The following is a 22935-nucleotide window of genomic DNA, read 5'->3' on the forward strand; positions in this document are numbered from 1 at the left end:
AATCAAGAAAACATCATTTATAAGCCTGAATTTTTTCCTTCCTTTGTCCTATAATCCAGGGGAAAACGGGAGGAATGAGGGAGGATGAGCTCCCGCCGGGATGAAAGATCTGTTCGATATGATTAACGTGTCAAAAGTTACGCGTCAGAGGTTAGCGGAAGCACAAACAATAGACAAAATACAGCTTTATTATTTAATTTATATTATTTTGCTAAGAATTGTAAGCTTCCAGAATAAGAAAGAATTTTCAGAAAGAGCCTCAGGAGTTAAAGATCATCATCCTGGAATTAAGGTTTATTACCCGAACAAGCAGGTTAAAATCAATTAATTGTATTTTTGCTTATGATGCATCGCCCGCCTGCGCTTCCAGTAGCAGATGTTTCCGGAATAAGCCGCTTTTCTATAAGCGGAAGCAAAATCCAGAAAAACCTGCGGTTCAGCCTGGAAGAGGAATAAGAACCTGGAAAACGTAACAATTTAAATAATTAGAATCTTTGCTCGAGTTTAATAGTTTTGCTTAAACACCTGATTGTCCTGTCCGTGCTCTTATGCAGGATAGCTGTCCCTCCTGCTTCTTCCCATTCACGGATATTATCGGAGTTATCGTCGATCAGGACCCTTGAGGTTCCGGACTGGAGAGCTTTTTCCGGGCGGAAACAGAGGATTGCATTGTTTGCGTATGGAGTTCCGAGTTCTTTTTTCAGCCACTCTATTTTTCCTTTTCTGGCATTAACCAGAGCAATCTTTCGGTCCGGGGTAGGAAGGGCAGAAAGGATTGTAGGGTGTAAGCCGGAACTATTAAGAAAGCCATGAAGTTCCTTCCCTCCAGCCATCCAGGGCATATCGGACCAGAACCGGGTTCCTGCAGCCGTAATGTGCTTCCAGAAACGTTCCTTATCGGCAGTGTACCAGAACATCATATGTTCACTTAATCTCTCGCATGCGCCTGTAAAATCCGTAAGTACTCCATCCATATCCAGAAAAACTTTAAGCCCCGAATACTGTCCGGAAAAGAGCGAGGCGGGGGAATTCTCTGGAAGGGTAGGGTGAAAACTAAGAGAGGTGCCCTGAATCGGACTGCTCTGAACCGGATAATCCTGAAAGGAACCATTTTGAGCTGGGCTACTCTGGACTGGATAACTCTGCACATAATCAACAGGAGTTGAGTTGATCTTAATAGAACTTTTCTTTGCAGACCTGCGCTGTTCAACATAAATTGACATGTCAACCGTTCCTTACTTTCTCTGGCGGCAAATAGTTTCCTACTTCTTTATGTAAGGAATCATAAAAGTATTTTATCACTATATAAATATTAAAACCTTTCTACAGTAGTTGATTGGATTGAGATAAAAAAGAGTAAAAAAGAGAACATAAAAGAAAAAGAGGAAAGAAAGGATAATAAGAGTGAAGAAATGAATAAAGTTGGAAACCGAAATTCAATCCTCTCGAACGAGAACCAGAGTTTTTGCTATTTTATCATGCAGTCCCTGTTTGTTTTCAGTAAAAAGAATGGGCAAGAATCCTGCGAAGAAAGGAAGGAATGCCAGAATCTTTCCCACAAAGCGTTTTGTTGCACGCTCAAAGGAAATTCTGTTTCCGTTAAGATCAGTTACAATAATATTCATCGCCTGTTTCCCAACTGTTCCCTGCCTTACTGAACTCTCCTGGTATGCAAAATAGTTCCAGGAAAGCAGGATTAAAAGAATATAAAAAAAGGCTCCGCCCATGGCTCCTGACATGAACTGAATAAAAGCCAGAAGAAGGATGATTATAAAAGAATCAATTATAGAGGCTATTAACCTCCTTAGAAAACCCGAATACGTTTGCATATTTTTTCCCTCAAAGAGATTTTATACATTAAGCAGGACTGAATTATAAAATTACCCATTATGAACAAAACGTCTTGTTTAAATACAGGAAGTTTGGAAAAAGGCTTTGAAGGCTGGATTTCTTTTCCCGCTAGTACCCACGGATTTGATTGTGTATGTGAGATCAAGCCTGAGAATTCCAGTGCTCAAATGCCTGCTGGGAGTATTCGTTGGGGAATCCGACTTAATGCATTTCACATCCTTTTGACAACATTGATCCTGAAAACTTGAAATTCGGGCTGGTTTTGCAAAAACATAAACAAATCGGGCAGCTGCCTGACGGAATTTAAGGCAGATAAGATCTTAAATAATTATTAAATACTTTCGTTTTGTACTTCTTTTTAAAAAGTAAGCTAGAAGAGAAGGATAAAAACCTATGAAAATCCGTTTTATTTTCCCCCTGCTTCTGATAATTTTCTGTATTTCTGTTACCATATCCGGCTGTACCGAAAGAACTGACAATAACAATGATGGAGTAAATGAAACCTCGAAAGGAGAGAGTCAGCAGATAGCTGAGGATTATGTAAGAGACCTTGACTCTTACAAAACCTACAATCTGACCGAACCGGTTTTTATTGAAACCAGAACTCTCAACTGTACCTCGTGCTGGCAGTTCGTCTACAAGTTTGATCTGATTTCTGAAAAAGATCCGGCTGTAATCGATACAGCTACAGTGACAGTCACAGTGACCGAAGGCGAGGTTGTCGATGCGGTCTATGCGCAGGGAATCCGATACTAACTGGAATTCAAACTAAATTAGTGGATGCTGAATCCTTGAAAAAGCCAGAAACGAAAATAAGAACGAGAATAAAGAAAGAGAATAAAGAAAGAGAATAAAGAAAGAGAATAAAGACGAAGAAGACCTCCGCTTCCTCATCCTCGATCTCATTTGTTTCTATTTTTTTCTTTTAAATTATCCTTAAATTTTATCCATTAACTTTTTGATATCTGCCTTGATCTCCGAGGCAAGCTTTTTCGCACTGTCTCCGGTCGAATCAACCAGCTTTTCGACTCTACCAGTAATGCTTTTTACCTCGTCCTTTACGTCAATGGACCTTATTTCCCCGGATAGTGACTTAATTTCTCCATTGATATTCTTTGAAAGTTTTGAGGCTTCGTCCCCAGTCTTTTTTGCAAGGCTATCAATATCATCCCCTAGCTTTCCAATTTTTTCCTGAATATTGAAACCTTTTTTACCGGCTCCGGTTTCTTTTGTTTCAGTCTCAATTGCTTTTGCCATATAAACCCCTTTAAATGTTCAATAATAAGAATAGATTTCTCTCCTGGAGAGAGCCTGTTTTTAAACACTTATATATCGGTATCCAGAATTATAACACTATCCTTGAAAGTGAAGGTTTTTTCGGGATTTGTAAAAGAATAGTTATCATGTAAGATATCAGCAGCCGAAATTTATAAAACGAAGATAAAATATATATAGAGTTCATACCCTGTAAAAGGGTCTGCCCATTTTACAGAACTTCAAGTAGCTTGTGTGCGCAGTTCACTATATAAACCATCAATTGAAATAGTATACTTGTAAAGAGTAAGGAAGTTCAACAAATTCAAAGAGTGTATCAGGTCAGGAATAAATTACCGGAAAGAAGGGGAAAGGATCCGGCGAATATAAAAAACGGCTCCTGTAATGCATCCTCTGTAAGCTGATAAATTGGAAACCTGATAAATCGGAAACCTGATAAGATACCTTTTTCAGTAGATAACTGGATCTCCGGGACAGAATATCTCCATAAAAATGATAGAGGAGACATGCAGACCTTAGTTATATGCATAGACAGGGATAACGACCTGGGCGAAAAAGCAAAAATGGGAACTCCCATCGTAGGGAGGGAGGCAAATGTTCAGGCAGCAGTTGCACTCGGGATTGCCGACCCTGAAGATTCGGACACAAATACGATTTTCGGAGGGATCCGGATCCTTGATGAGCTTCGGGCAAAAGGAGTTGACGCTGAGATCGTCTCTTTTGCAGGTGATAAGAATGTCGGCGTGATCTCAGACCAGAAGATCGCCGAACAGCTCGAACTTTATCTCCAGATGAACGAAGTGCAGAGAGCCGTTTTTGTCTCGGATGGGGCAGAGGATGAAACTCTTGTCCCTATTGTGCAGTCCAGAATGAAAATTGACTCCGTAAAACGTATTGTCGTTATGCAGAGTGAAAATCTGGAAAGCACATATTATATCCTCAAACACGCCTTCAGTGACCCCAAGATTTCTCAGACTTTTTTTGTACCTATAGGTCTTGCTTTTCTGATTTATGCCATCTTCCTGCTTGCCCGCTACCCCGAAGGGGCAGTTGTGGGAATTCTTGCAGCTGTCGGGCTTTACATGCTGTACAGGGGCTTCGGGCTCGATGATATTGTTGCCCTCGAAAAAGAAAGGCTCTGGGATGCTTTCCTTGAGCAGAGAATGGTCTTCATCAGCTACACTGCTGCCCTGCTTACCAGCCTTGTAGCCACTGTATACGGAGCTATGGAGGTATGGAAACTCTACTCCGCAGAAGGGGTCTGGTATCACGGCACCTTGACTCTTATTTCGGTCTTCATCAATGTATCTGTCTGGTGGTATGCAGCAGCCCTCCTGCTTGCGGACATGGGAAAAATTTTCGACCTCAGGATGGAGGGCAGGCCCATATATAGAAGTGTCTCCCTCTCCCTCTTCGTGATCGCAACCGGCCTTCTTTTCTGGGGGGCAAGCACATACATCCTGGCAGTAGCCTCCATATCTGACGGGGTCTTAAGCGATCCTTCCCTTGCGTTGCAGTACTTCGTATATTCGATTGCAATTGCAATCCTCATTGCACTTGCAGGGATAAAGTATTCCCTGTCAAACCAGACTCCGGAAAGCGAGAAGAGAGTGAAAGGAAGAAGAAATAAAAAAAGCGCATGAACTTCGGAGAAACAAATCAGTTGAAAATTAATACGTTCACTATTAAAACGCGGAAAAGGAGATATAAAAATGGAGAAGGCACCTGAAATTGCAGAGATTGCAGTGCTTGGAGGTGTGGGTTTCAGCTCATACAGAGACTGCGAAAGCCAGTTGGTGAAAACCCCCTATGGAGAGGTTACCGCATATCTAACCAGCATAAAAGGAAAACGCGTTGCAATAATTCCCAGGCATGCCGAAGAAATTCATATCCCGCCGCATAGAGTTAACTACAGGGCAAATATCTGGGCCGTAAACTCCCTGGGAGTAAAACGCGTAATATCCACAAACTCGGTCGGGTCAATGCGAGGGCATCCCGTGGGCAGTTTTGTCGTGCTTGACGATTTCATTGATTTTACCCGCAGCAGGCCCTCTTCCTTTTATGACGATAAAACTGTCCACGTTGACGTTACTGAGCCCTATTGCCCTGAAATAAAGGCAGCCATTAAGTCTGCCCTGGGAAAACAGGGACTTTCCTATACCGAGGGAATTTATGCCTGTACTGAAGGTCCCCGCTTTGAGACCCGGGCTGAAATTCGAATGATGAGCCAGTTTGCAGATGTCGTTGGCATGACTGGTGTGCCGGAAGTCGTCCTTGCAAAGGAACTCGGTCTCTGTTACGCTTCCCTTGCCATCGTTACAAACCAGGCATGTGGGATGACCACGCAGAAATTAACAGCAGATGAAGTCACAGAAGTTGTTGGGAAGGCTCAGGACTCAATCTTCGAAATTCTCTCGGATGCTATCGGAAAAATTCCCGAGGTTCAGAGCTGCATGTGCAGGTTTGCAAAGGAAGGAGCCTGCCTTTAAAATGTTTATAAAGGGTGTGTGAGGAAAGTAGCAACTGAAAGAAAGTAGCAACTGAAAATATAAAACTCTCTCTTCAGCCCCCTCTTACCACCTCTTTATTCAACCAAGCTGCTGCTCAACTGAACTTCTCTATTTAACCCGATTTCTTTATCCAGCTTAATTTCCTGTTCAGCTGAACCTGTATGCCAGCTCAACCGAAGATCCTGTGTTCTGAAAATAAGGAATTTTTGTTGCCATAAAACAAACCAAAACGGTTCTTATATAAAAAGAAAGTAATAAAATATAAATACGATAGATACTATATACGGAGATACTAAGGAGATACTCTGAAAAAAGTACTCAGGAAGGCATACACTACAGGAAAAATCAGGTGGTGTGCCCTAAAAAATATTTATACTCTGGAAGAGTTACTGAAAAACGTAACCTCATTTTTTACCCTAATTTTCATAGGCGATGCTGCAGTATTATTGGATAAAGACGGCAAGACAGCAGAGTACTATCATTTTTCGACCTCCGAAAGGAAGCTTACTTATACCATTCACATATCAGGATAAACAATGACGCTATGGGTCCTAAGCTATGCTGAAAAATCAAAAATTGTAGTGATGACCATAAAGGACCGTATGAAACAGCCGCTTTCCATGGCTGAGCTCCATATAAAGGACAGTTATAAAGGTCCACGACCTCATAAAATCCGGCTTCTTACCGGCAAAAAAAATGAGGAATTCATTCCTCCCCAGCAGTTCATAGAGCTTTTGCGCAGTGCAAACAGGATTATGCTCAACGAAGGAGGGGACCCTGCAAATGAAGAGGCTTTTCTTGAAATGCTCAAGGGCTTTCAACTCAGTTCTGATAGGGTAAAGATCTGCAAACACTGCTGGATCAATAAACGTTTTAACTTTGTAAACAGCAAGTCCATCAAGTACCACGATGAGCTCATCTGTGAAGACTGTGCAAAAGAAGAATTGCTTCGGGCAGTCCGTTCAGCAGGAGCACCGTATGGGGAAAAATCAGTTGATTTCCTTGAGCAGGTTCTTCACAAAACAAGAGACCTTGACAGGACAATCCGTATGCTGAGCCCTGAGAGGCTGGACCCCGAATTCACACGTTATGACACTATCAGGACAAATCCCTCCGAATCCACTTTCAGGGTAAAGAACCTCCCCCTTGCAAAAAAGTTCAAAGAATTGCTTCTCCAGAAATCCGAGACCCTGCTTCCCGTGCAGGCATTGTCTGTAGAATCCGGGCTTCTGGAAGGAAAAAACCAGTTTGTGGTTTCTGCAACCGCAACCGGGAAAACTCTGATTGGGGAGATGGCAGGTATTCAGAACCTGCTGGATAAAAAAGGGAAAATGCTTTACCTGGTTCCCCTTGTAGCTCTTGCAAACCAGAAGTACGACCAGTTCACGGAACGCTATTCAAAGCTCGGGCTTACAACCTCCATTAAAATTGGCGCAATTCTCATAAAGACCTCTCAGCGCGTGAAAATGCGGACAAGCCCGAATGCGGACATAATTGTGGGAACCTATGAAGGCGTAGACCACATGCTCCGCTCAGGAAATGCTGATTTTCTTGGCAAAATCGGGACTGTTGTTATAGATGAGGTACATATACTCGAAGACCAGGAAAGGGGACACAGGCTGGACGGGCTTATAGGAAGGCTTCGTTACGCGACACCTGAAGCCCAGTTCATCTACCTTTCAGCAACTGTTGCAAAACCTGAAGCCTATGCAAAGAAACTCGGAGCCCAGCTTATCCGCTATGAACACAGGCCTGTTCCCCTTGACAGGCACCTCCTTTTCTGCCAGGAAAACGAAAAGTCAAAACTGATTTCCCAGCTTGCAAAAGAAGAGTATTCAATGTCCTCTTCGAAAAAGCACAGGGGACAGACAATAGTCTTTACGAATTCAAGGAGAAACTGCCATAAGCTTGCAGGATCTCTTTCAATCCAGGCTTCTCCTTACCATGCAGGGCTTTCGCAGTATGAAAGAAAAAAAGTGGAAACCCATTTTGCAAAAGGGGAGCTTCCGGTAGTCGTGACCACTGCTGCCCTTGCAGCTGGAGTGGATTTTCCGGCTTCCCAGGTTATATTCGAATCCCTTGCAATGGGTATAGACTGGATTTCGGTCCAGGACTTCTTGCAGATGAGCGGAAGGGCAGGCAGACCTGATTATCACGATCGGGGTATTATCGTGCTCATGCCCGTGCCAGGGAAGTCCTATTCAAGCTCACAGTCCGATACTGAAGAAGAGGTTGCAATCAAGTTACTGCAGGGTGAGATGCTCTCTGCAGGAGTCGAGTACGGGGAAGCCGAACAGCTTGAAGAGGTCCTTGCTTCAGTTGCTGTTACCTCTTCGGTCCAGGACTTAAGGAATATCCATTCCCTTATGTTTGGGGGCTTTGACCTGGATAAACTGGTTTCCCGTCTCCAGAGCTACAGATTCCTTGAGAAAAAGGGAAATAAAGTAACACTTACTCTATTCGGAAAAATTATTGCAGCCCATTTCCTTCCGGTCTCCAAAGCTTTCCTGATTCGAGACGCTGTGCTTGCGGAAAACAGTCCCATTAAAATTGTAACCAATCTGGAGTTTTTCGATGCTGCATACTTCAAGTATGCAAACCAGATCGGAAGCTCTCTGCATGTGAACATGCCTTCGAGGGTTTTTCAGGGAGCAGCCCTTGATATTGTCTTTGACGGAGAATCTCTGTCCCATCTGGATCAAAAAATAAGGGTACTTATGCTGAACTTTGCCTCGGATTTTTTGACCTGCACATGCAGAGACTCACCTTACTGCGGATGCCCAGAACAGAAGTTTTCGGAGAAGATTATCCGGCTGCGTATGGAAGGTATGGACCCTTCCCAGATAATTAAGGTATTTGAGGATAAGTACGGTATTTCAGCATACCAGGGCGATGTTTTCGGGTATCTGGACAGTGCGGTACGCAACCTTGATGCTGTGGAACTGATCGCAAGAGTCCATTCGAAAAAGGGAGTCTCAGAAGAAGCAAAGAAGCTTAAGAAGAAAGTCCAGGGCTGAACAAATCGTAAAAGTTTTTGCAGACAAGTGATTTATAAGTGATGAAGAGGTAAATATTCCTATTCACACCGGGAAAAATAACTTACAAGGAATAATCTGCCAGTATATGAATAACTGGCAAAAACCAGAGCTCGGATACCCGGGCTCTCGCGAGAGCAAAGCACAGAGGTAATTTTTATGGCCGAAGATGTCGAATCCAGGGAAAATATTGAAAGCGCAGCTTCCAAAAAAGGGAAAAAGAGTATTACAATAGAGTTTGTAAAGCCTGAAGACTTCCGGCAGATATATGCAATCGGAGCTGCAGGCGGGCATAGCCCTTACGATTTCAGGATCGGTTTTTACAACGATACCCCCAAGATGTTCGGGGATGCCTCCGAATCCAGGGTTATCGAAAGGCGCGTTGAAGCCGAAGTGATACTCTCGCCAGTTGCTGCCCTTGAACTGAACCGCTGGCTTACCCAGCACATTAATGAATATGAATCCGTTTTCGGCCCCATTGCAAGAGCGATCCCCCGGCCCAGGAAAGAAAATATAAAACCTGTTGAAGACAGCACGGAGATCCAGGGTTATATCTGAACCCGGGATGAAGTATTATTAAAGCTCACTGGCTGAAGCTAAAATGAAGCTTAAAATTAAGTTTTAAAGGAAACTTGAAGTTTGAGCCTCTTAATTGAGAGGCTCTCTCAAGAATTCTAAGGATAGATTTGCACATTCATCCGTCGGATGCTTTTTCTGGAAAATTGAGGAATGTTCAGGTTATAATTTTTGCGACAACGGTAGGTAACCGATGGGTAACCGATGGGTAACCGATGGACACATTATGAACAGCTGATGGGCATCCGTTAGAAATAAGATGGAAAACCGATGGATTGTTTTTCCTGAGCTTCAAGAAACATTGCAATGTAACCCTGTCAGACTACTTGAAAAATTACAAGTAGCCGGGAATAAAAAATTGAATGCTTGCAAAGCTCAAATTTCCCAAATCCGGCATTTGTTCATTTTAATATTGTATTTATACTTTGTGCTAAAAATATAGCTATATTCAATATTTGTATATATATTTTGCTTATTTTTATGAGGTTCTGTACACCAATTATATAATATGGTGTTTATATAAATCACCGGGCGTAAACTTTAAACACATGGATGTTTCGTACGTTTCTAGCATTTATAATAATGGCAAAAATAAATGTTGGAACAAAAATGGCAAAATAAGTGTGTATCTGCCTCTTCCAGGGGTTACTGTTCTGAAAAACGTCATGGAGAATCTGTCGGAACACACTATTAAAAAAAATACGGAGCACATCCATGGATATCTGGACGCTTGTAAACGGCTTGATCTACCTCATGGCCTTTGCCCTATTCGGCTGGGTTTTGTTAGATGCAAGCAAGGTTTCCAAAAAATAATTTTGTATTTTCGAGATATAGACTGGATTTTTGAAAACGGAGGTATAAAAAAATGGCAGAATCGATTTCAGATGCCTCACATGCCGGTGGCCTTGTAAAAACCCTCAGGCCATACCATGTCTGGGCCCTTGGCGTAGGCATCGTGCTTGTAGGGGAGTACATGGGCTGGAACTTCACCATCGCAAAAGGAGGTGTATTAGGGTCTCTTTTTGCAATGCTTGTGGCAGGTACCATGTACACTATAATCTCCCTCTGTGCAAGTGAGTTAGGCTCGGCAACAAAGCTTGCGGGAGGGCCTTATGACTGGGCAAGGCTTTTTGTCGGCCCGGGGGCTGCGGCGATTGTGGGGCTTGCAGTATACATGGAATTTATCGCCCTTGAAGCCGCAGATGCGATTGTTGTTGCTTTCATCGCAACCGAACTTTTTCCTCAGCTTCAGGTTTTTCCCGTAACTTTGCTTGTGATTGCACTTTTGACCTTTATCAACTATCGCGGAGTCGTTGGAGCTCTTACCCTTAACTTCGCCCTTACAATGCTGGCTTTCTTTGCAATCATTGCCTTCTTCTTTGCAACTGCCTTTGGAGTGGTTGAGACCCATCCAGGATACCTGCTTGAAGGAGCTATGCCAAACGGGCTTATCGGGCTTTTTGCAGCCCTTCAGTTTGGGCCCTGGTTCTTCTTAGGAATAGAAGGTGCGGCAATGTGCGCCGAGGAATGCAAACACCCCTCAAGGGCTGTGCCTCTGGGCCAGCAGGCAGGGATGATCACCCTGCTTGTGGGTGCTGCAATGACGATTTTCCTTTGCTCCATGCTGATCCCCACAGATACGCTTGGTGTTTCGGTATACCCACTCTTTGAAGCTGCCCAGAACGGCGGGATTTTCATCTTTATAGCCCTTCTCGGCCTTGGGACCTTCCTGACCTGTATCGCCAGCGCCAACGGATGCGTCTGTGATGCCTCACGCTCCTGGTATGCCCTCTCAAGGGACGAATACGTTTCCCCCTGGTTTGCCGCGGTGCACCCGAAGTACAGCACCCCTTACAGGGCAGTGATCTTTACGGCCCCTATTGCCGTAGCCTTTGCTTTCAGCGGTTACCTGGACCAGGTCATCACCTTTTCCATCATATCGGGCCTGCTCTGTTACGTGCTGATCCCCTTCTCTCTTATCCGCTTCAGGAAGCTCTTCCCTACAAACACAAGCAAGGTAAGGCCCTTTGCAGGCCCGCTTCAGCCCTATATTGCATACTTTGCAATCGGGATTGCCCTGCTGATAATGTCAACCCTTTTCTGGGGTTACAAGTATAACCTGCTCTTCGGGCTCCTTTTCTACACAATTGCGTACTTTTACTTCTCTTCCAAGCGCAAGAAAAGTTCAGGAAACGAGCCAAACTGGAGTGAACTTGGCTGGCCAGATCCTGAAACAGCAGGCAGCCAGCACATAAAGGAGGTGACCTGTATTGAGTGCAGCAGGTAATACGAACGTTAGTTCAGCAGGCAATACATCCCTGAATGCCAGGTACAAAAGCAAGCTAAACATGGACTCGGCCCTGATTGCGCTTATGCTTTCCCTCCTTTACGGGGTGCAGCTTTTCCTGGTCTACTCGGTCTTTTCGGCAACAAAGCCCGTGCTCCTGGAGTTCTCAGGGCTTGTCCCTGTTTACCTGCTCTTCGTGGGCCTGATGTTTTCCATAGAGACCGTAGGCTGCCTGAAAGTCCGCCAATCTATAAAGCAGCACATGCACGAATTCCGCTATTATGACTGAGGAGGCATTTCATGAGCGCAAATAAAAAGAGTGCAAATAATAATTGTGCAAGTAGAAGTAGTTCAAGTAGAAGTGGTGCAAGCAGAAAGGCAAACAACAAAGAAAGGAGCCTGCTCATGCAGGTCCTTGACATAGCCTTCATCTTCGTGCTGGCCTTTGTCTGCCTTGTGGTCCCTACAACCCTCCAGGGTGCAGTCCTGGTTTCCTGGGAAGAAGGCGGAGCCGGGATAGGCTTTGTCTGGGACCCGGTAGGTTACTTTGGGCTCATGCTTGTTATTGTAGGCTTTTTTGCCTTCATCCTCTTCCATTCGGTGAGGAATTACAGGGTTTGATACCTGCAAAAAATCTTAATTCTGAGCCTGCAGAAAAATCTTAATCCCTAAATCCGGGCTCTGGATAGTTAGGGTCTGCCACAAGATACATCCGGCAGACCTTCTTTTTATTTTCATTTTTTATCTTATTTGTTATTTTGTTTTGTTTTGTTTTGTTTTGTTTTGTTTTGTTTTGTTTTGTTTTGTTTTGTTTTGTTTTGTTTTGTTTTGTTTTGTTTTGTTTTGTTTTGTTTTGTTTTGTTTTGATTCTGGTTAAAATAAGGTGATATTTAGAATTTTTATTTATTTTTACCACATAAAAATTGGAAAACCTGCATACAGATCTCAGGATTGAAAGGCTTTTATAATAGTTCTAGAGATCGATGGTTATATATCTCTGAAAAGGGTATGTAATTTCAGTTTTCTTAAGAGCCGGTGGAGTGACGATTCGGAATGGTTTTTCAGTTGCTGGCAGGAAGCAGCTGATAAAGGCAGCAGGCTTATTGTAAATGCGTATACAGCCCTGACACAATTTGCCCTGCGCCGGCTTTGGAATAAGAGAAGCAGGAACCCGGGAGTACGGGGAACCGAAAATCCATAATAAATCAGCGAGGGTTTAATTTTGTTCCCAAATAAAAAAGTTCAGAAAATCGTTGGATCAAGGATCCAGGTAGAAATGAAAGGCGACCTTAATTTGCTTGAAGGCACTCTGAAGAGTGTGGACGACTATATGAATCTTCATCTTGTGGATACAATGGAGATAGTAAAAGGGGAAAAAGTCCGCTCCCTTGGTTCTGTAGTGCTTCGAGGCAATAATATCATACTGATCACTCCTGTCGAAGACTGAAACGTCTGAAGAAGGAACCTCATTAGTGTGGAAGCAGGCATGGATCTTGAAGACGAAGCATACAATATAATAAGAAGACATAAAGACGGCGTTTTCCAGAATGTAATCTGGAAAGAGCTGGATATCGACAGCAGGAAATGCTCCAGAATCATAAAAAAGCTTCTGGACAAGGACCTGATTATCCGTGAGGTGGGAGTCTCAAACGGAGCAAGGACATACCTCCTGAAAGCAAAAGAGGAGGTTAAAGAGAAATACGACCTTCTGCTCTCCAGGGACCTGTTTTCAGCCTGTACTGGTTGTACCGGGGATTGTGAGCCCGAGTACTGCGGAAGACTCAGCGAATGGATCGAAAACCTTATGGTAGAAAATGCTGAGGAACCTGGAGAAGCCGAAGAAGACATGGATATCGAAGATGATGAAGAAATCGGAGAAGAGATCTGAAAGAAAAGTTGAGATCAATAAAAAACTTTGGTAAAGTCTAAAGAAACCTGAAAGGTCTAAAAAGATCTGGTAAGATCTTAACTAATACCTCCTCAGAAACTATCCGCAATAGATAACTATTTATAAGAGAGCCCCTTATTGAAGATCCCCCTTCAATAAGGGAAATAAAACTCACTTAAGTACAACCAAAATGCTCCGGTAGTGTAGTCCGGCCAATCATTCCGGCCTTTCGAGCCGAAGACTCGGGTTCAAATCCCGGCCGGAGCACCATACTATTATTAACTGTTCGGTAAGCTTTTTATTATTACTTCCATTTTTCTATTATCACTTCTATTACCATTTTCTTTACCTTCTCCATAACTATTCCCTATCATCTTTTTGTTGTATCCTTTCCTGTTACATCCTTTCCTGTTATCTTCCTCTTTTTACTTTCATTTGACTTTTATCGTATATTTGTTAATCGAATTTGCTTCTCGCATCTTTGTTACTCGAGTTTGATTTACTAATTCCCCCCTGTTACCGCGCTTCCCTAAATTTCTGAGCCCTGAAGAGGGGTTTCTAACTAAATATTTTTCAGTCAGTTATGTGGTAATATATAAAAAATTACAGTCACTGCCTTAAATATACGACCAGATTACTGTGTTTGATCAGCTAACTGCACCCAAAGCCATGGGGGGAAGGGACAGATTTATATATTACAAAGGATATTGTTGGATTCGCTGTGAGATGCAATGTGCTCCGGTAGTGTAGTCCGGCCAATCATTCCGGCCTTTCGAGCCGAAGACTCGGGTTCAAATCCCGGCCGGAGCACCAAATTCTAATTCCTTTTTCTAATATGTTAAAAATTCTTTTCTAATATGTTTTAAATTCTTTTCTAATATGTTTTAAATTCTTTTTCTAATATGTTTTTTTGTAATGTGAAAAATAGATTTTTGGACATTTTTATTGTAATATTTCTTCCAGATTATTTTACCAGAGGGTGAGCTACGAAGTTGAAACCAGGTCTGAAAAACTGCATCCTGTGTCCGTATTCTATTTAAAGATCTTTTAATATCCAGAGTTTACATTTGATCCCAGAACTGTGTGACCTGCCTGAAGTTCCTTCAGGTCCAGAGTTTTTACACTCATCTTTTTCCCCTCCTTTTTTACAGGTCAACTTTTTGTCAATCAATTACTGTCAATCAATTACGATCAATCAATTACTATCAATCAATTACTATCAATCAATTACTATCAATCAATTACTGTCAATCAATTTCTTCTAAGGATGCGCTGGTGGAACTCCTTTATTTCCAGGATTCTTTCCAGGTTTTGTGCTTCATCGAGGACTCCTGCTGTACTTAGCGATTCCAGTGCCAGCTTCCCTGCAGCAACAGCAGTTTCCATCCCATATTCCAGCGCAAGGACCCGGAGGGTTTCCAGAGCCCATACAGTTTGAACAAGTGCGCTTTTAGAACCCTGCCGGGAAAGATCCTTTCCCAGTTTTCCAAGTGCCTGGATCACATCCTCTACCTGAGGCTCATTCCTTTTCCTTACAGCAGCAGTACCCAGTTCCTCAAGGAGGATCGCAGCCCCGACCGCACTATCCTCCAATTCCTGCCCGGCTGAAGAAGCCCCTATTTCTCCGAGGAGGTTTACGGCAGCAGCCAGGGTCTCGGAGAGGTTTTCTTCCATTGCTTTCATGGATAACTGCATAAGATATATCTCGGAAAGGCTTGCCAGAACCTCCATTTTTTCCCTTGAAGAGTTTTTCCCAAAGTTTCCCAGGGATTCGGCTGCACTTCTTGCCACAGCATCCATGCCCTTTCCTGCAAACTCCAGGGCAAGACTCCCAAGACCGGAAAGTGCTTTTAATGCAAGTGACTCTCTTTTCTGATCTGCAGCCTCAACAGCCACTTCCCCAAGAGAACGGACTGAGGCTACGGATGCAATCTCCATTCCTTTTTCGGCAGTCGCTCTGCCTATGTCCCCCATAGCAATTATCAGAGCTTTTGCATCAAGCTCGTATTCTGCGGTAATATCCATATATATCAGCTGCACTGCGAAATCCCTCAGGCTGCTAAAAGCATCTACCACCCCTTTAGCATCTCCATCGTAGGCTTTCCTGAATCCCTCTTCAATCATCCTGACTTCAGCCAGCTCACGTTCATCCACCGAAGACATGCAACACCCCGGAATAGTCTTTGTTAATCTTATGTCCTGTCTCATGATCAGTTTTCCTATCAGAGCCATTTTCCTGTCGGAAGCTCTCCATGGCTGTAAGAAATTCCTAAGGGCTGTATCAAAAACCGGAGTATTTTATGAACAGATTTATAGACAGATATGGAAAGGTGCGGGTAAAGGCACAGAAAAAAGCGCAAAAATAGGTTGATAAAGCGTAAAGTACATATACTAATGTACATTATTATGCTCTAGTGTACTATAATGTGGAGTGCATTTATTATGTTGATCAATTTACTATGTTTAACTGATTGCTGTGTTAATTGATTGCTGTGTTAACTGATTGCTGTGTTAACTGATTGCTGTGTTAACTGATTTATGATATTGGACTGATTTGTGGCATTTATGAACTCAGGAAAGTTCCCCTAAAAAACTGATGCAGGAAGATGGTTTTAATGAAATCTCAGGATATCGCTATTGTTGGAATTTTACTCGCAGTCGGTGCAATTGTGCGCTATTTATCCCTTGTTATCCCGGGACCCATAGTCTCGAATCTCGTAATAGCCTTTTACTGTCTTGCAATTATCCTTGTCGTACCCAAATTCACGGAAGTAATAGGGATAGGGATCGTAGCAGGCATCGTATGTGCCCTTCTCAGCCATTCTATTTTCCCACCTGCAAACCTTATCAGCGAACCAATAGGGGCAGTCACATGCCTGTTCACATATAAAGCTCTCAGTAACAAGCTATCGGTCTCTCCGGCCCTTTCAACCCTGCTAGGGACCCTTGCCAGCGGGACAAGCTTTGTAATCATTGCAATGCTTCTTGTTGCCCCTACAATCATGTCAAAATTTGAGACCATGGGAGCTTTTGTCGGTGCTATAATCCCCATCGTAGTGTTGACTGCAATTGCTAACGCCGTTATTGTCCAGATCCTCTATGTTCCCGCTTCAAAGGTACTTGCCCGGGGGAAAGCATAAATCATGATTGAACTCAGAGACTTCTCGTATACCTATGGCACAGCTGGAAACCCGGCTCTGGATCGCATCAACCTTGAAATCCAGGCAGGGGAACTGCTCCTGGTCACCGGACACAGCGCAGCAGGAAAATCAACGCTTGCCTTTGCAATGGCAGGGATTCTCCACCATGAAATAGGGGGCCGGATCGAAGGAGACCTCTCTTTCAAAAGAAAGGATATCCGGGGCTTTGACGGCATGAAGGAACTGAGCCGGCATATAGGGATGGTTTTTGATGACGCTGAGTCCCAGCTGATTTTCACCACCGTCGAAGAAGAAATCCGCTCAGGGCTCGAAAACCGCTTCCACTCCGAATCCGAAATAGGGCGCAGGTTAAAAGAGGTAATGGAACTCTGTGAAATCAGCCACCTGAAACACCGGGCTCCTCACGCTCTGTCAGGCGGGCAGAAGCAAAAAGTTGCCCTTGCAGCAACCCTTGCCCTGGATACGGAAGTTCTGATCCTTGACGAAGCTACCGCCGAACTGGATACAAAAGCTGTAAGAAAAGTATTTTCCATCCTGAAGCGCTTAAAAGAAGCCGGAAAGACGATTATAATCATCGACCACAATATAGAGGACTTCCTGGAAATAGGGGATCGAGTCGTGCTTCTTGAAAAGGGTAAAATAAAGGCCATAAAAAGCCCCTCGGACTTTACAGCAACCTCTCACACACATGAGGAAGATACAACAGGCCTTCCCCTTTCAAGAAAAGATGGACAGCCGATTATTTCCGTAAAGAAACTCACCCAGCGTTATGGAGAAGTCCTGGCGCTCGATAGCATTGACCTTGATATCTACCCTGGGGAGCTCGTTGCCATCCTGGGAGAAAACGGCTCGGGAAAGACTACTCTTGTGAAACATTTCAACGGCCTTCTGCGCCCTTACTCCGGAAACGTAACCTTAAAGGGTCTAGATGCCTCCACAGTTCCCATAAACGAGCTCGTGAAGCACACAGGCCTGGTCTTCCAGAACCCGGACAACATGCTCTTTGAAGATACCGTGGAAGCCGAAATTAATTTCGGGCTGAATAATATTGGAGTAAAAGGGCCTGAAGCAGCAAGAGCAATCCACCATTCCCTGGAGCTCGTAAACCTGAGTGAAAAGCAAAAAGTCTTCCCCCGCCACCTTAGCCGCGGAGAGAGGCAGAGGCTGGCTGTTGCCTGTGTAGTTGCAATGAAACCTGAACTGATAGTGCTTGACGAGCCCACCACGGGCCTGGACGCCGAAGAGTCAGACCGGATGATGCAGCTCATGCGAAAGCTCCAGCAGGAAGGTCACACCATAGTCATGGTGACTCATAACCTGCAGATCGTAAGAGACCATGCAGAAAGGGTCATTCGTATGGAATCCGGAAAAATTGTGGAAGATTCGGTTAACAGGAACTTTTCCCGTAAAGAATGTGTCAGTAAAGAATGTGTAAGAGGAGGCACATGTGCATGAAAGAGATTATGCAGTACATAAACAGGGACAGCTTTTTACACCGCATGAACCCGCTTTCGAAGATCGCTGCAGTAACGGGCATAATAGCCCTGAGCGTGTTCACAACAAACCCCGAAGTCCTTGCCTTTATGGTGCTTGGGATTTGTCTGGCTTCCTTAAGAGCCGGGCTCCAGCAGGAACTCCTCAAGCAGCTAAAACTCCTGGTCTTCCTGAGCGTCACCCTGATCCTGCTCACCGTCTTCACCCTGAAAAGCGGGGAAACGGTCGGCTACCTGGTTCCCGCCGGTACCCTGACGGCTGGAGGGCTTGTCCCGATCACAACCGGAGCCCTGGACTTTGGAACCGTTCTTTCCCTCCGTTTCTTTGCAATGCTTTTTGCTTTCCAGCTCCTGGTGGTCACCACAAAACCAAGTGATCTCATGAAAGCCCTCCTGGCAATCCACATCCCTGTGGACTACGTGCTCATGTTCGTAATCGCCCTCCGCTTCATCCCAAGCCTCCAGATAGAAGGCCAGCGTATCCATGAAGCCCAGCTCGCAAGGGGCTACAACCCCGGTAAAGGCCTCCGCGGAAAAATTATGAGTGTAAAGCCGATCCTCGTACCCCTGGTCGCAAATTCCCTCGGAAGGACCCAGGTGCTCGGCCTGACCATGGACATGAGGGGCTACAGGAGCCGGCAGAGCGTTGAGAAAAATAAGCTTTCCTGGAATAAGACCGATGTAGCAGCTGTGGGCTGTGTGGCTGTTATGGGGCTTGGAGTGGTGCTGGGCGGGTTGATGTAAGCTCGTCCTAACTTCTCCATCTGAAACTCAGAAAAACCTTCAGAAAAGAACTAAACTGCAGAAAAGAACTAAACTGCAGAAAAGAACTAAACTGCAGAAAAGAACTGAACTACAGAAAAAAGAACTGACTGCAGAAAAGAACTGAACTGCAGAAAAGAATGAAATTATCAAAATCCATAAAAAAGAAGCAGAAGAATCAAAAAAGAAAATAATAGGAAGTTAAGCCTTAACCTCGCTTCCTTGAAATCACATAGCCAGCCAGAATTACTGCAACAAGCATAACCACTGGCAGTAATACTTTTTTCAGGCTTCCGGAAATTCCGGAATTATTCCCCTCAGCTTCAGAATCGGCAACATCAGATTCTTTCTCGCCTGAAGCTCCGGAAACTGCCTTGAAATCCTTTTCATCGACAGAATTCCCCAGGGGCAAGGATACCCCTGAAACGTCTTCTTCCGGATAAAGGGCCATTATTGAAAAAGCTGAGAACCCGGGAGTATCTGCCTCATAATAGATGTATTTATCATCTTCACTGGTCTGGCTGGTAGAGAGTTCTACCCACTTTCCGTTGTCAAACTTACAAAGCCTGACTGAAGCCGAATAAATGCCATTTGAATTAATCCAGGCTTTCTCTACCTTGAAGACGACAACTGCGTTTTCAATGTTATCCGGGCTTGCAGTCCCTTCATTTCCGACCCAGATATTAGTGTTTTCATAAACTTTCCCGGAGAGCAGTTCCGTTACCAGGGTGGATTTTCCCTTAAGCGTTTCGACAATAGTTGTAGTTTTTCCGACGGTCTTTTTGGGATCGAATTCAATGTACGCTATTGAGGTCACATTTTTTGAGAATACGAATTTAGCATGGTTGCCGTTGCTGATAAACTACTGGGCTATTTCTTTTACCTCAACATTGCTGGCAAGTTCGGGAGAGCCACCGGCACCTCCGGAGCTTGAAGAAGGAGACGAACCGGAAGAAGAGGTCGTGAAACTTATCACTTTAAATATCCCTGATTTTTCGTTATTCTCTTCATTAAACTCGAAAAACTGGCCCTCCGCATCTACAACTACCTTTAAGTCCATGCTTCCCGGACTGGTTGGGACCCAGTTGAATGTAAAGGAAGTTTTCGAACCCTCCTCAAGCCTGGCAACCGGGGAAAAAGAGATTTCATTTCCATTCAAGTAGCATTTTACACTGCAATTTCCAGATGGTGCAAGACCCACATTCATCAGCGTAACTTTAAATGTCACATTTTCGTTTTCACAGGGATTTGCCGGTTCTCAGGAAATATCCTCGATTATCAAATCGGGATAGCCGGATAAGCCTATCAGGTTTTTATAAACGTACCACCCTTGCTGGTCCACATCAATCGATGTTTCGGGATAGGCTCAAAAATAAGAGCTACAGAAAAATGTCAAAAACGTAACATTAAAAGTTAGATTGACCACGCAAAAGAGAGTTCCAGAAACAGACAAAGTGATCAAAAAATTGAAAGAGTTTGAAGATTCAGTAATTATAGAGTATGAAGTTTTTGCACTTGTTAAGTGTGAAGTTTCTATACTGGCCCATATATCAAAGAACTTATATATCATAGAATAGTAGAATAATTATTAGAGAGATTTATCAGGGGTCAAATTAACATCCGGGGAGATTCTGTAAATAGTGAATTTTCTATCTATACCATGTTATATTAGTTGTCATTTGTATAAAAAAGTTGGTTGAAATATAAGGTGTTGGTGATTGATTGAGAGCCCGTTGTTATGGTTCCTGGGCCCTCAATCGTATGAAACCCCCTTTAAAGAATACTCCCACATATTCTTTACACAACTGTAAGAGAAAGCAATAAAGATTTGCTGTTGTTTGTGGTAATTGATTGAGAGCCCGTTATTATGATCCCTTGGGCCCTCAATCGGATGAAACCCCTATTAATGAATACTCCCCAAGTATTCTATGTACAAACATGCACTAATGTGCTTCTCTTACAATTACTATCTTTCTAATGCTGAAATTCTATATATAATAAATTATGTTAAATATTCAATGATTGATTAATTTTGTTTGCTTAGTAACATTTGATCGAGGCATTATTTTATAACCCGCTGAAAAATATAGTTTATCTCTAAAATATAGGTAGTTTCGAATTTTTTAATCCAATTGAAATTTTCAAGTAAAGAAAAACGCGGAATAAACGAAATTTCAAGCAACTATTCAGCCACTGATTAAAAAATATGTGTTTTGATTTTTGACAGTGTTCATTTTTCCAAAAGATGCTGTGCCGATACAATGCGTTTTTTGTAAGAAAACTACTGTATTAATTAGTACAATATGTCAAAGAAAGGATAAAATTAAAGCTGCATATTACCCTCTATACGAGCTGCATATTACCCTCTATACGAGTTACAAATCAGAACCTATTAAAAAGGCTCTCTCGTAGAAATAAGATTCGAACAAAAACTCCGCAGCTGTCGCTTTAAAAAATCCCATTCGCGAGATCAAGAAATATCTGTAGAGCATGGGACTAAGGACAGATTCTGAATTACTACTCCAATGGTTCAGCTCTGGATAGAAGTTGCTCTGCTGATTATTAGATCTCTGTTTTTTCTCAGTTGGAGTTACTATTTCAGTAATTCTGGCTAGGAGTTACTTTGATAACTCCACCCCTATCTGTAGTGTTTCCAGCTTGAGATTCTTCTTCAGCCGCAATTTCGTCTTCAGTTACAGTTTCGTCTTCAGTTACAGTTTCGTCTTCAGTTATGGTTTCGTTCTCAGCTGGAATTGCTTCAACGGGAGTTACTTCTTCAACTGGAGATAACTCTTCAACTGGAGATAACTCTTCAACCGGAGTTACAGGTCTTCAGTACCAGTGTCAGTACATCCTATTGCAAGGAATACACTGCATAAGACCAGCAAAATAACCAATTCTCTTCTCATCGTCTCCCCACGCAAAAATCAGATAATATATAAATAATGGTTTGATTTTATAATAGTTCATATCAGCTTCTAAACATAGTTTTTTTATGATTTAGAATATGGACCAGAAATTTGAAAGACAGATATAGTCAATTCAAAGCACTGTTTTCCCCCCGGGTTTAACCATTTCCGGAATGATAGAAGGCTCTTAAAAATAAGACTATTTGAAATGGATTCAGTAACTTGAGAACCAGGAAAAAAATAAATTTGGCTTAATTGATAGAAAAACGATATAGTTTTAATTGCATACTTAAAAGCTGCATATTCCAACCTGAAAAATAAGAGCTGTTTTTGAAAGACTTTCCAAATAAAATTAAGATTTCCGGACAAGCCCCTATTTCAAATACGATCCTTAAAACAGAGAATTCAATTAACTCTTTGACAATCTTGTTCATCTTTTATAGATCTATAATCCTCCAAGGAAATAACCCACCATAACCGTTATAAACAACTATTCAATACCGGATGGATCGAATAAAGGCATTCATAGATGCCTTTTCGAGAAAAAGATCTTAGATATATCTTATTCTGCTTATTGGACTTAAATGCTGTAGCTGCACCTTCATTTGTTTTTGAAAACCCTCATTCGCCCATATTACGATATTACCTGATTTTATACTGTAATCGGCTAAAATTAAAAGCTGTATTTTGAACTGCCGCTTCCACCATTTATTTGTTAGGAGTTACCTGGATTACTCCAGTCCTTTCTGTGGTGGTTGCAGTTTCAGTATCTTCTTCCTCTGCGGCTGTCATTTCCTCTTCAGCTATAATTTCCTCTTCGACTGCGCCTCCTTCTTCGGTTACAGTTTCGGTTTCAGTTGCATTCATTTCTTCAGTTGCAGTCTCCTCTTCAGTTTCAGTTACCTCTTCAGTCACAGGCACCTCTTCAGTTGCAGGCATTTCTTCGGTTACAGGCATCTCTTCAGTTGGAGTTCCTGTTTCATTCGGCTGTTCGGTACCTGCGCATCCTATTGCCAGGAACACGCTGAATAGAACTATTAAAATAAGCAGTGCTTTTCTCATATTTTTCCCCCATGTAAAATTGAGTGCTTTATAATTAATATTCCGGTTTTATAATTGTTACTACCAGCTTCTGAACACAGTTTCGTTATTTAGTTAATTTTTAATCTACCGGATGAAATCTGAGTT

At 43.0% G+C, this 22935-nt stretch carries 21 protein-coding genes, 2 tRNA genes and 1 pseudogene; 16 read left to right on the forward strand and 8 right to left on the reverse strand.

Going from position 1 to position 22935, the window contains the following annotated elements:
• The first annotated feature begins 127 nt into the window (after positions 1-127).
• Positions 128-328, forward strand: coding sequence for a hypothetical protein (locus tag EO92_RS11490; protein WP_156165807.1), 201 nt, complete (start codon positions 128-130; stop codon positions 326-328).
• Positions 329-485: 157 nt separating this feature from the next.
• Here EO92_RS11490 and EO92_RS11495 read toward each other — a convergent pair whose 3' ends face one another.
• Both EO92_RS11495 and EO92_RS11500 read right to left on the reverse strand, forming a co-directional pair.
• Positions 486-1223: a hypothetical protein gene (locus EO92_RS11495; RefSeq protein ID WP_048171726.1), complete on the reverse strand. Its 738-nt coding sequence runs from the start codon at positions 1221-1223 to the stop codon at positions 486-488.
• Positions 1224-1436: 213 nt separating this feature from the next.
• Positions 1437-1829, reverse strand: coding sequence for an RDD family protein (locus tag EO92_RS11500; protein WP_048133724.1), 393 nt, complete (start codon positions 1827-1829; stop codon positions 1437-1439).
• A 415-nt stretch (positions 1830-2244) separates the two neighbouring features.
• Between EO92_RS11500 and EO92_RS11505 the strand changes: the two genes are divergently transcribed.
• Positions 2245-2607 carry a hypothetical protein gene (locus tag EO92_RS11505; RefSeq protein WP_048171728.1) on the forward strand — a complete coding sequence of 121 codons (363 nt, stop codon included), beginning with the start codon at positions 2245-2247 and terminating at the stop codon, positions 2605-2607.
• Positions 2608-2787: 180 nt separating this feature from the next.
• Here EO92_RS11505 and EO92_RS11510 read toward each other — a convergent pair whose 3' ends face one another.
• Positions 2788-3108, reverse strand: coding sequence for a hypothetical protein (locus EO92_RS11510; protein WP_048141223.1), 321 nt, complete (start codon positions 3106-3108; stop codon positions 2788-2790).
• A 524-nt stretch (positions 3109-3632) separates the two neighbouring features.
• On the opposite strand from EO92_RS11510, the gene EO92_RS11515 reads away from it, so the two are divergent.
• The 7 genes from EO92_RS11515 to EO92_RS11550 all read left to right on the forward strand — a co-directional run bounded on the left by EO92_RS11515 (position 3633) and on the right by EO92_RS11550 (position 12155).
• Positions 3633-4769 carry a DUF373 family protein gene (locus tag EO92_RS11515; RefSeq protein ID WP_048171730.1) on the forward strand — a complete coding sequence of 379 codons (1137 nt, stop codon included), beginning with the start codon at positions 3633-3635 and terminating at the stop codon, positions 4767-4769.
• A 69-nt stretch (positions 4770-4838) separates the two neighbouring features.
• A complete protein-coding gene (gene mtnP / locus EO92_RS11520; protein ID WP_048171732.1) occupies positions 4839-5615 on the forward strand; it encodes an S-methyl-5'-thioadenosine phosphorylase in 777 nt (258 codons plus the stop codon).
• Positions 5616-6172: 557 nt separating this feature from the next.
• Entirely contained in the window at positions 6173-8653 is a 2481-nt protein-coding gene (locus EO92_RS11525; protein WP_048171734.1) for a DUF5814 domain-containing protein, read from the forward strand.
• A gap of 177 nt (positions 8654-8830) precedes the next feature.
• On the forward strand, positions 8831-9229 hold the full coding sequence (locus EO92_RS11530; RefSeq protein ID WP_048141234.1) for a DUF3467 domain-containing protein: 399 nt from the start codon (positions 8831-8833) through the stop codon (positions 9227-9229).
• A gap of 883 nt (positions 9230-10112) precedes the next feature.
• A complete protein-coding gene (locus EO92_RS11540) occupies positions 10113-11534 on the forward strand; it encodes an APC family permease (protein WP_200896772.1) in 1422 nt (473 codons plus the stop codon).
• On the forward strand, positions 11518-11823 hold the full coding sequence (locus tag EO92_RS11545; protein ID WP_052734346.1) for a hypothetical protein: 306 nt from the start codon (positions 11518-11520) through the stop codon (positions 11821-11823). The genes EO92_RS11540 and EO92_RS11545 overlap by 17 nt, the downstream gene beginning before the upstream one ends.
• A gap of 11 nt (positions 11824-11834) precedes the next feature.
• Positions 11835-12155: an AcrB/AcrD/AcrF family protein gene (locus EO92_RS11550; protein WP_327037153.1), complete on the forward strand. Its 321-nt coding sequence runs from the start codon at positions 11835-11837 to the stop codon at positions 12153-12155.
• A gap of 40 nt (positions 12156-12195) precedes the next feature.
• On the opposite strand, the gene EO92_RS18315 is transcribed toward EO92_RS11550, so the two are convergent.
• Positions 12196-12450, reverse strand: coding sequence for a hypothetical protein (locus EO92_RS18315; RefSeq protein ID WP_048171738.1), 255 nt, complete (start codon positions 12448-12450; stop codon positions 12196-12198).
• A 306-nt stretch (positions 12451-12756) separates the two neighbouring features.
• Between EO92_RS18315 and EO92_RS11560 the strand changes: the two genes are divergently transcribed.
• The 4 genes from EO92_RS11560 to EO92_RS11575 all read left to right on the forward strand — a co-directional run bounded on the left by EO92_RS11560 (position 12757) and on the right by EO92_RS11575 (position 14235).
• Positions 12757-12981: an LSM domain-containing protein gene (locus EO92_RS11560; RefSeq protein WP_011034307.1), complete on the forward strand. Its 225-nt coding sequence runs from the start codon at positions 12757-12759 to the stop codon at positions 12979-12981.
• A gap of 39 nt (positions 12982-13020) precedes the next feature.
• Positions 13021-13422 (forward strand): Lrp/AsnC family transcriptional regulator, encoded by a 402-nt coding sequence (locus EO92_RS11565; RefSeq protein WP_200896773.1) that lies wholly within the window; start codon positions 13021-13023, stop codon positions 13420-13422.
• 192 nt (positions 13423-13614) lie between these two features.
• A tRNA-Glu gene (locus EO92_RS11570) sits at positions 13615-13692 on the forward strand.
• Positions 13693-14157: 465 nt separating this feature from the next.
• Positions 14158-14235, forward strand: a tRNA-Glu gene (locus EO92_RS11575).
• Positions 14236-14673: 438 nt separating this feature from the next.
• On the opposite strand, the gene EO92_RS11580 is transcribed toward EO92_RS11575, so the two are convergent.
• A complete protein-coding gene (locus tag EO92_RS11580) occupies positions 14674-15654 on the reverse strand; it encodes a hypothetical protein (protein WP_235283311.1) in 981 nt (326 codons plus the stop codon).
• A 383-nt stretch (positions 15655-16037) separates the two neighbouring features.
• Here EO92_RS11580 and EO92_RS11585 point away from each other — a divergent pair, with 383 nt between their 5' ends.
• Genes EO92_RS11585 through EO92_RS11595 form a run of 3 tightly spaced genes read left to right on the forward strand, consistent with a single transcriptional unit; the run spans position 16038 to position 18820 of the window.
• On the forward strand, positions 16038-16562 hold the full coding sequence (locus EO92_RS11585; protein WP_048135124.1) for a tryptophan transporter: 525 nt from the start codon (positions 16038-16040) through the stop codon (positions 16560-16562).
• 3 nt (positions 16563-16565) lie between these two features.
• Entirely contained in the window at positions 16566-18038 is a 1473-nt protein-coding gene (locus EO92_RS11590) for an ABC transporter ATP-binding protein (RefSeq protein ID WP_048171742.1), read from the forward strand.
• Entirely contained in the window at positions 18035-18820 is a 786-nt protein-coding gene (locus EO92_RS11595) for an energy-coupling factor transporter transmembrane protein EcfT (protein WP_048171743.1), read from the forward strand. Before EO92_RS11590 ends, EO92_RS11595 begins: the two co-directional genes overlap by 4 nt.
• Positions 18821-19046: 226 nt before the next feature.
• Here the strand turns inward: EO92_RS11595 and EO92_RS16735 are convergent, their stop codons facing one another.
• The 3 genes and pseudogenes from EO92_RS16735 to EO92_RS11605 all read right to left on the reverse strand — a co-directional run bounded on the left by EO92_RS16735 (position 19047) and on the right by EO92_RS11605 (position 22809).
• Positions 19047-19655 carry a PGF-pre-PGF domain-containing protein gene (locus EO92_RS16735; protein ID WP_052734347.1) on the reverse strand — a complete coding sequence of 203 codons (609 nt, stop codon included), beginning with the start codon at positions 19653-19655 and terminating at the stop codon, positions 19047-19049.
• Between the two features lie 45 nt (positions 19656-19700).
• Positions 19701-20081: pseudogene (locus EO92_RS16740) on the reverse strand (CARDB domain-containing protein); the annotation flags it as partial.
• Positions 20082-22455: 2374 nt separating this feature from the next.
• On the reverse strand, positions 22456-22809 hold the full coding sequence (locus tag EO92_RS11605) for a hypothetical protein (protein WP_048135139.1): 354 nt from the start codon (positions 22807-22809) through the stop codon (positions 22456-22458).
• Positions 22810-22935: the final 126 nt, after the last annotated feature.

The organism is Methanosarcina sp. 2.H.A.1B.4 (assembly GCF_000979385.1).
In the GTDB taxonomy this organism is placed as follows: domain Archaea; phylum Halobacteriota; class Methanosarcinia; order Methanosarcinales; family Methanosarcinaceae; genus Methanosarcina.

Excerpts from the sequence above, each read along its gene's own strand:
- EO92_RS11495 (WP_048171726.1), bottom strand. The coding sequence starts at position 1,223 with ATGTCAATTTATGTTGAACAGCGCAGGTCTGCAAAGAAAAGTTCTATT.
- EO92_RS11500 (WP_048133724.1), bottom strand. The coding sequence starts at position 1,829 with ATGCAAACGTATTCGGGTTTTCTAAGGAGGTTAATAGCCTCTATAATT.
- EO92_RS11505 (WP_048171728.1), top strand. The coding sequence starts at position 2,245 with ATGAAAATCCGTTTTATTTTCCCCCTGCTTCTGATAATTTTCTGTATT.
- EO92_RS11510 (WP_048141223.1), bottom strand. The coding sequence starts at position 3,108 with ATGGCAAAAGCAATTGAGACTGAAACAAAAGAAACCGGAGCCGGTAAA.
- EO92_RS11515 (WP_048171730.1), top strand. The coding sequence starts at position 3,633 with ATGCAGACCTTAGTTATATGCATAGACAGGGATAACGACCTGGGCGAA.
- mtnP (WP_048171732.1), top strand. The coding sequence starts at position 4,839 with ATGGAGAAGGCACCTGAAATTGCAGAGATTGCAGTGCTTGGAGGTGTG.
- EO92_RS11525 (WP_048171734.1), top strand. The coding sequence starts at position 6,173 with ATGACGCTATGGGTCCTAAGCTATGCTGAAAAATCAAAAATTGTAGTG.
- EO92_RS11530 (WP_048141234.1), top strand. The coding sequence starts at position 8,831 with ATGGCCGAAGATGTCGAATCCAGGGAAAATATTGAAAGCGCAGCTTCC.
- EO92_RS11540 (WP_200896772.1), top strand. The coding sequence starts at position 10,113 with ATGGCAGAATCGATTTCAGATGCCTCACATGCCGGTGGCCTTGTAAAA.
- EO92_RS11550 (WP_327037153.1), top strand. The coding sequence starts at position 11,835 with ATGAGCGCAAATAAAAAGAGTGCAAATAATAATTGTGCAAGTAGAAGT.
- EO92_RS11565 (WP_200896773.1), top strand. The coding sequence starts at position 13,021 with ATGGATCTTGAAGACGAAGCATACAATATAATAAGAAGACATAAAGAC.
- EO92_RS11580 (WP_235283311.1), bottom strand. The coding sequence starts at position 15,654 with ATGGCTCTGATAGGAAAACTGATCATGAGACAGGACATAAGATTAACA.
- EO92_RS11585 (WP_048135124.1), top strand. The coding sequence starts at position 16,038 with ATGAAATCTCAGGATATCGCTATTGTTGGAATTTTACTCGCAGTCGGT.
- EO92_RS11590 (WP_048171742.1), top strand. The coding sequence starts at position 16,566 with ATGATTGAACTCAGAGACTTCTCGTATACCTATGGCACAGCTGGAAAC.
- EO92_RS11595 (WP_048171743.1), top strand. The coding sequence starts at position 18,035 with ATGAAAGAGATTATGCAGTACATAAACAGGGACAGCTTTTTACACCGC.
- EO92_RS11605 (WP_048135139.1), bottom strand. The coding sequence starts at position 22,809 with ATGAGAAAAGCACTGCTTATTTTAATAGTTCTATTCAGCGTGTTCCTG.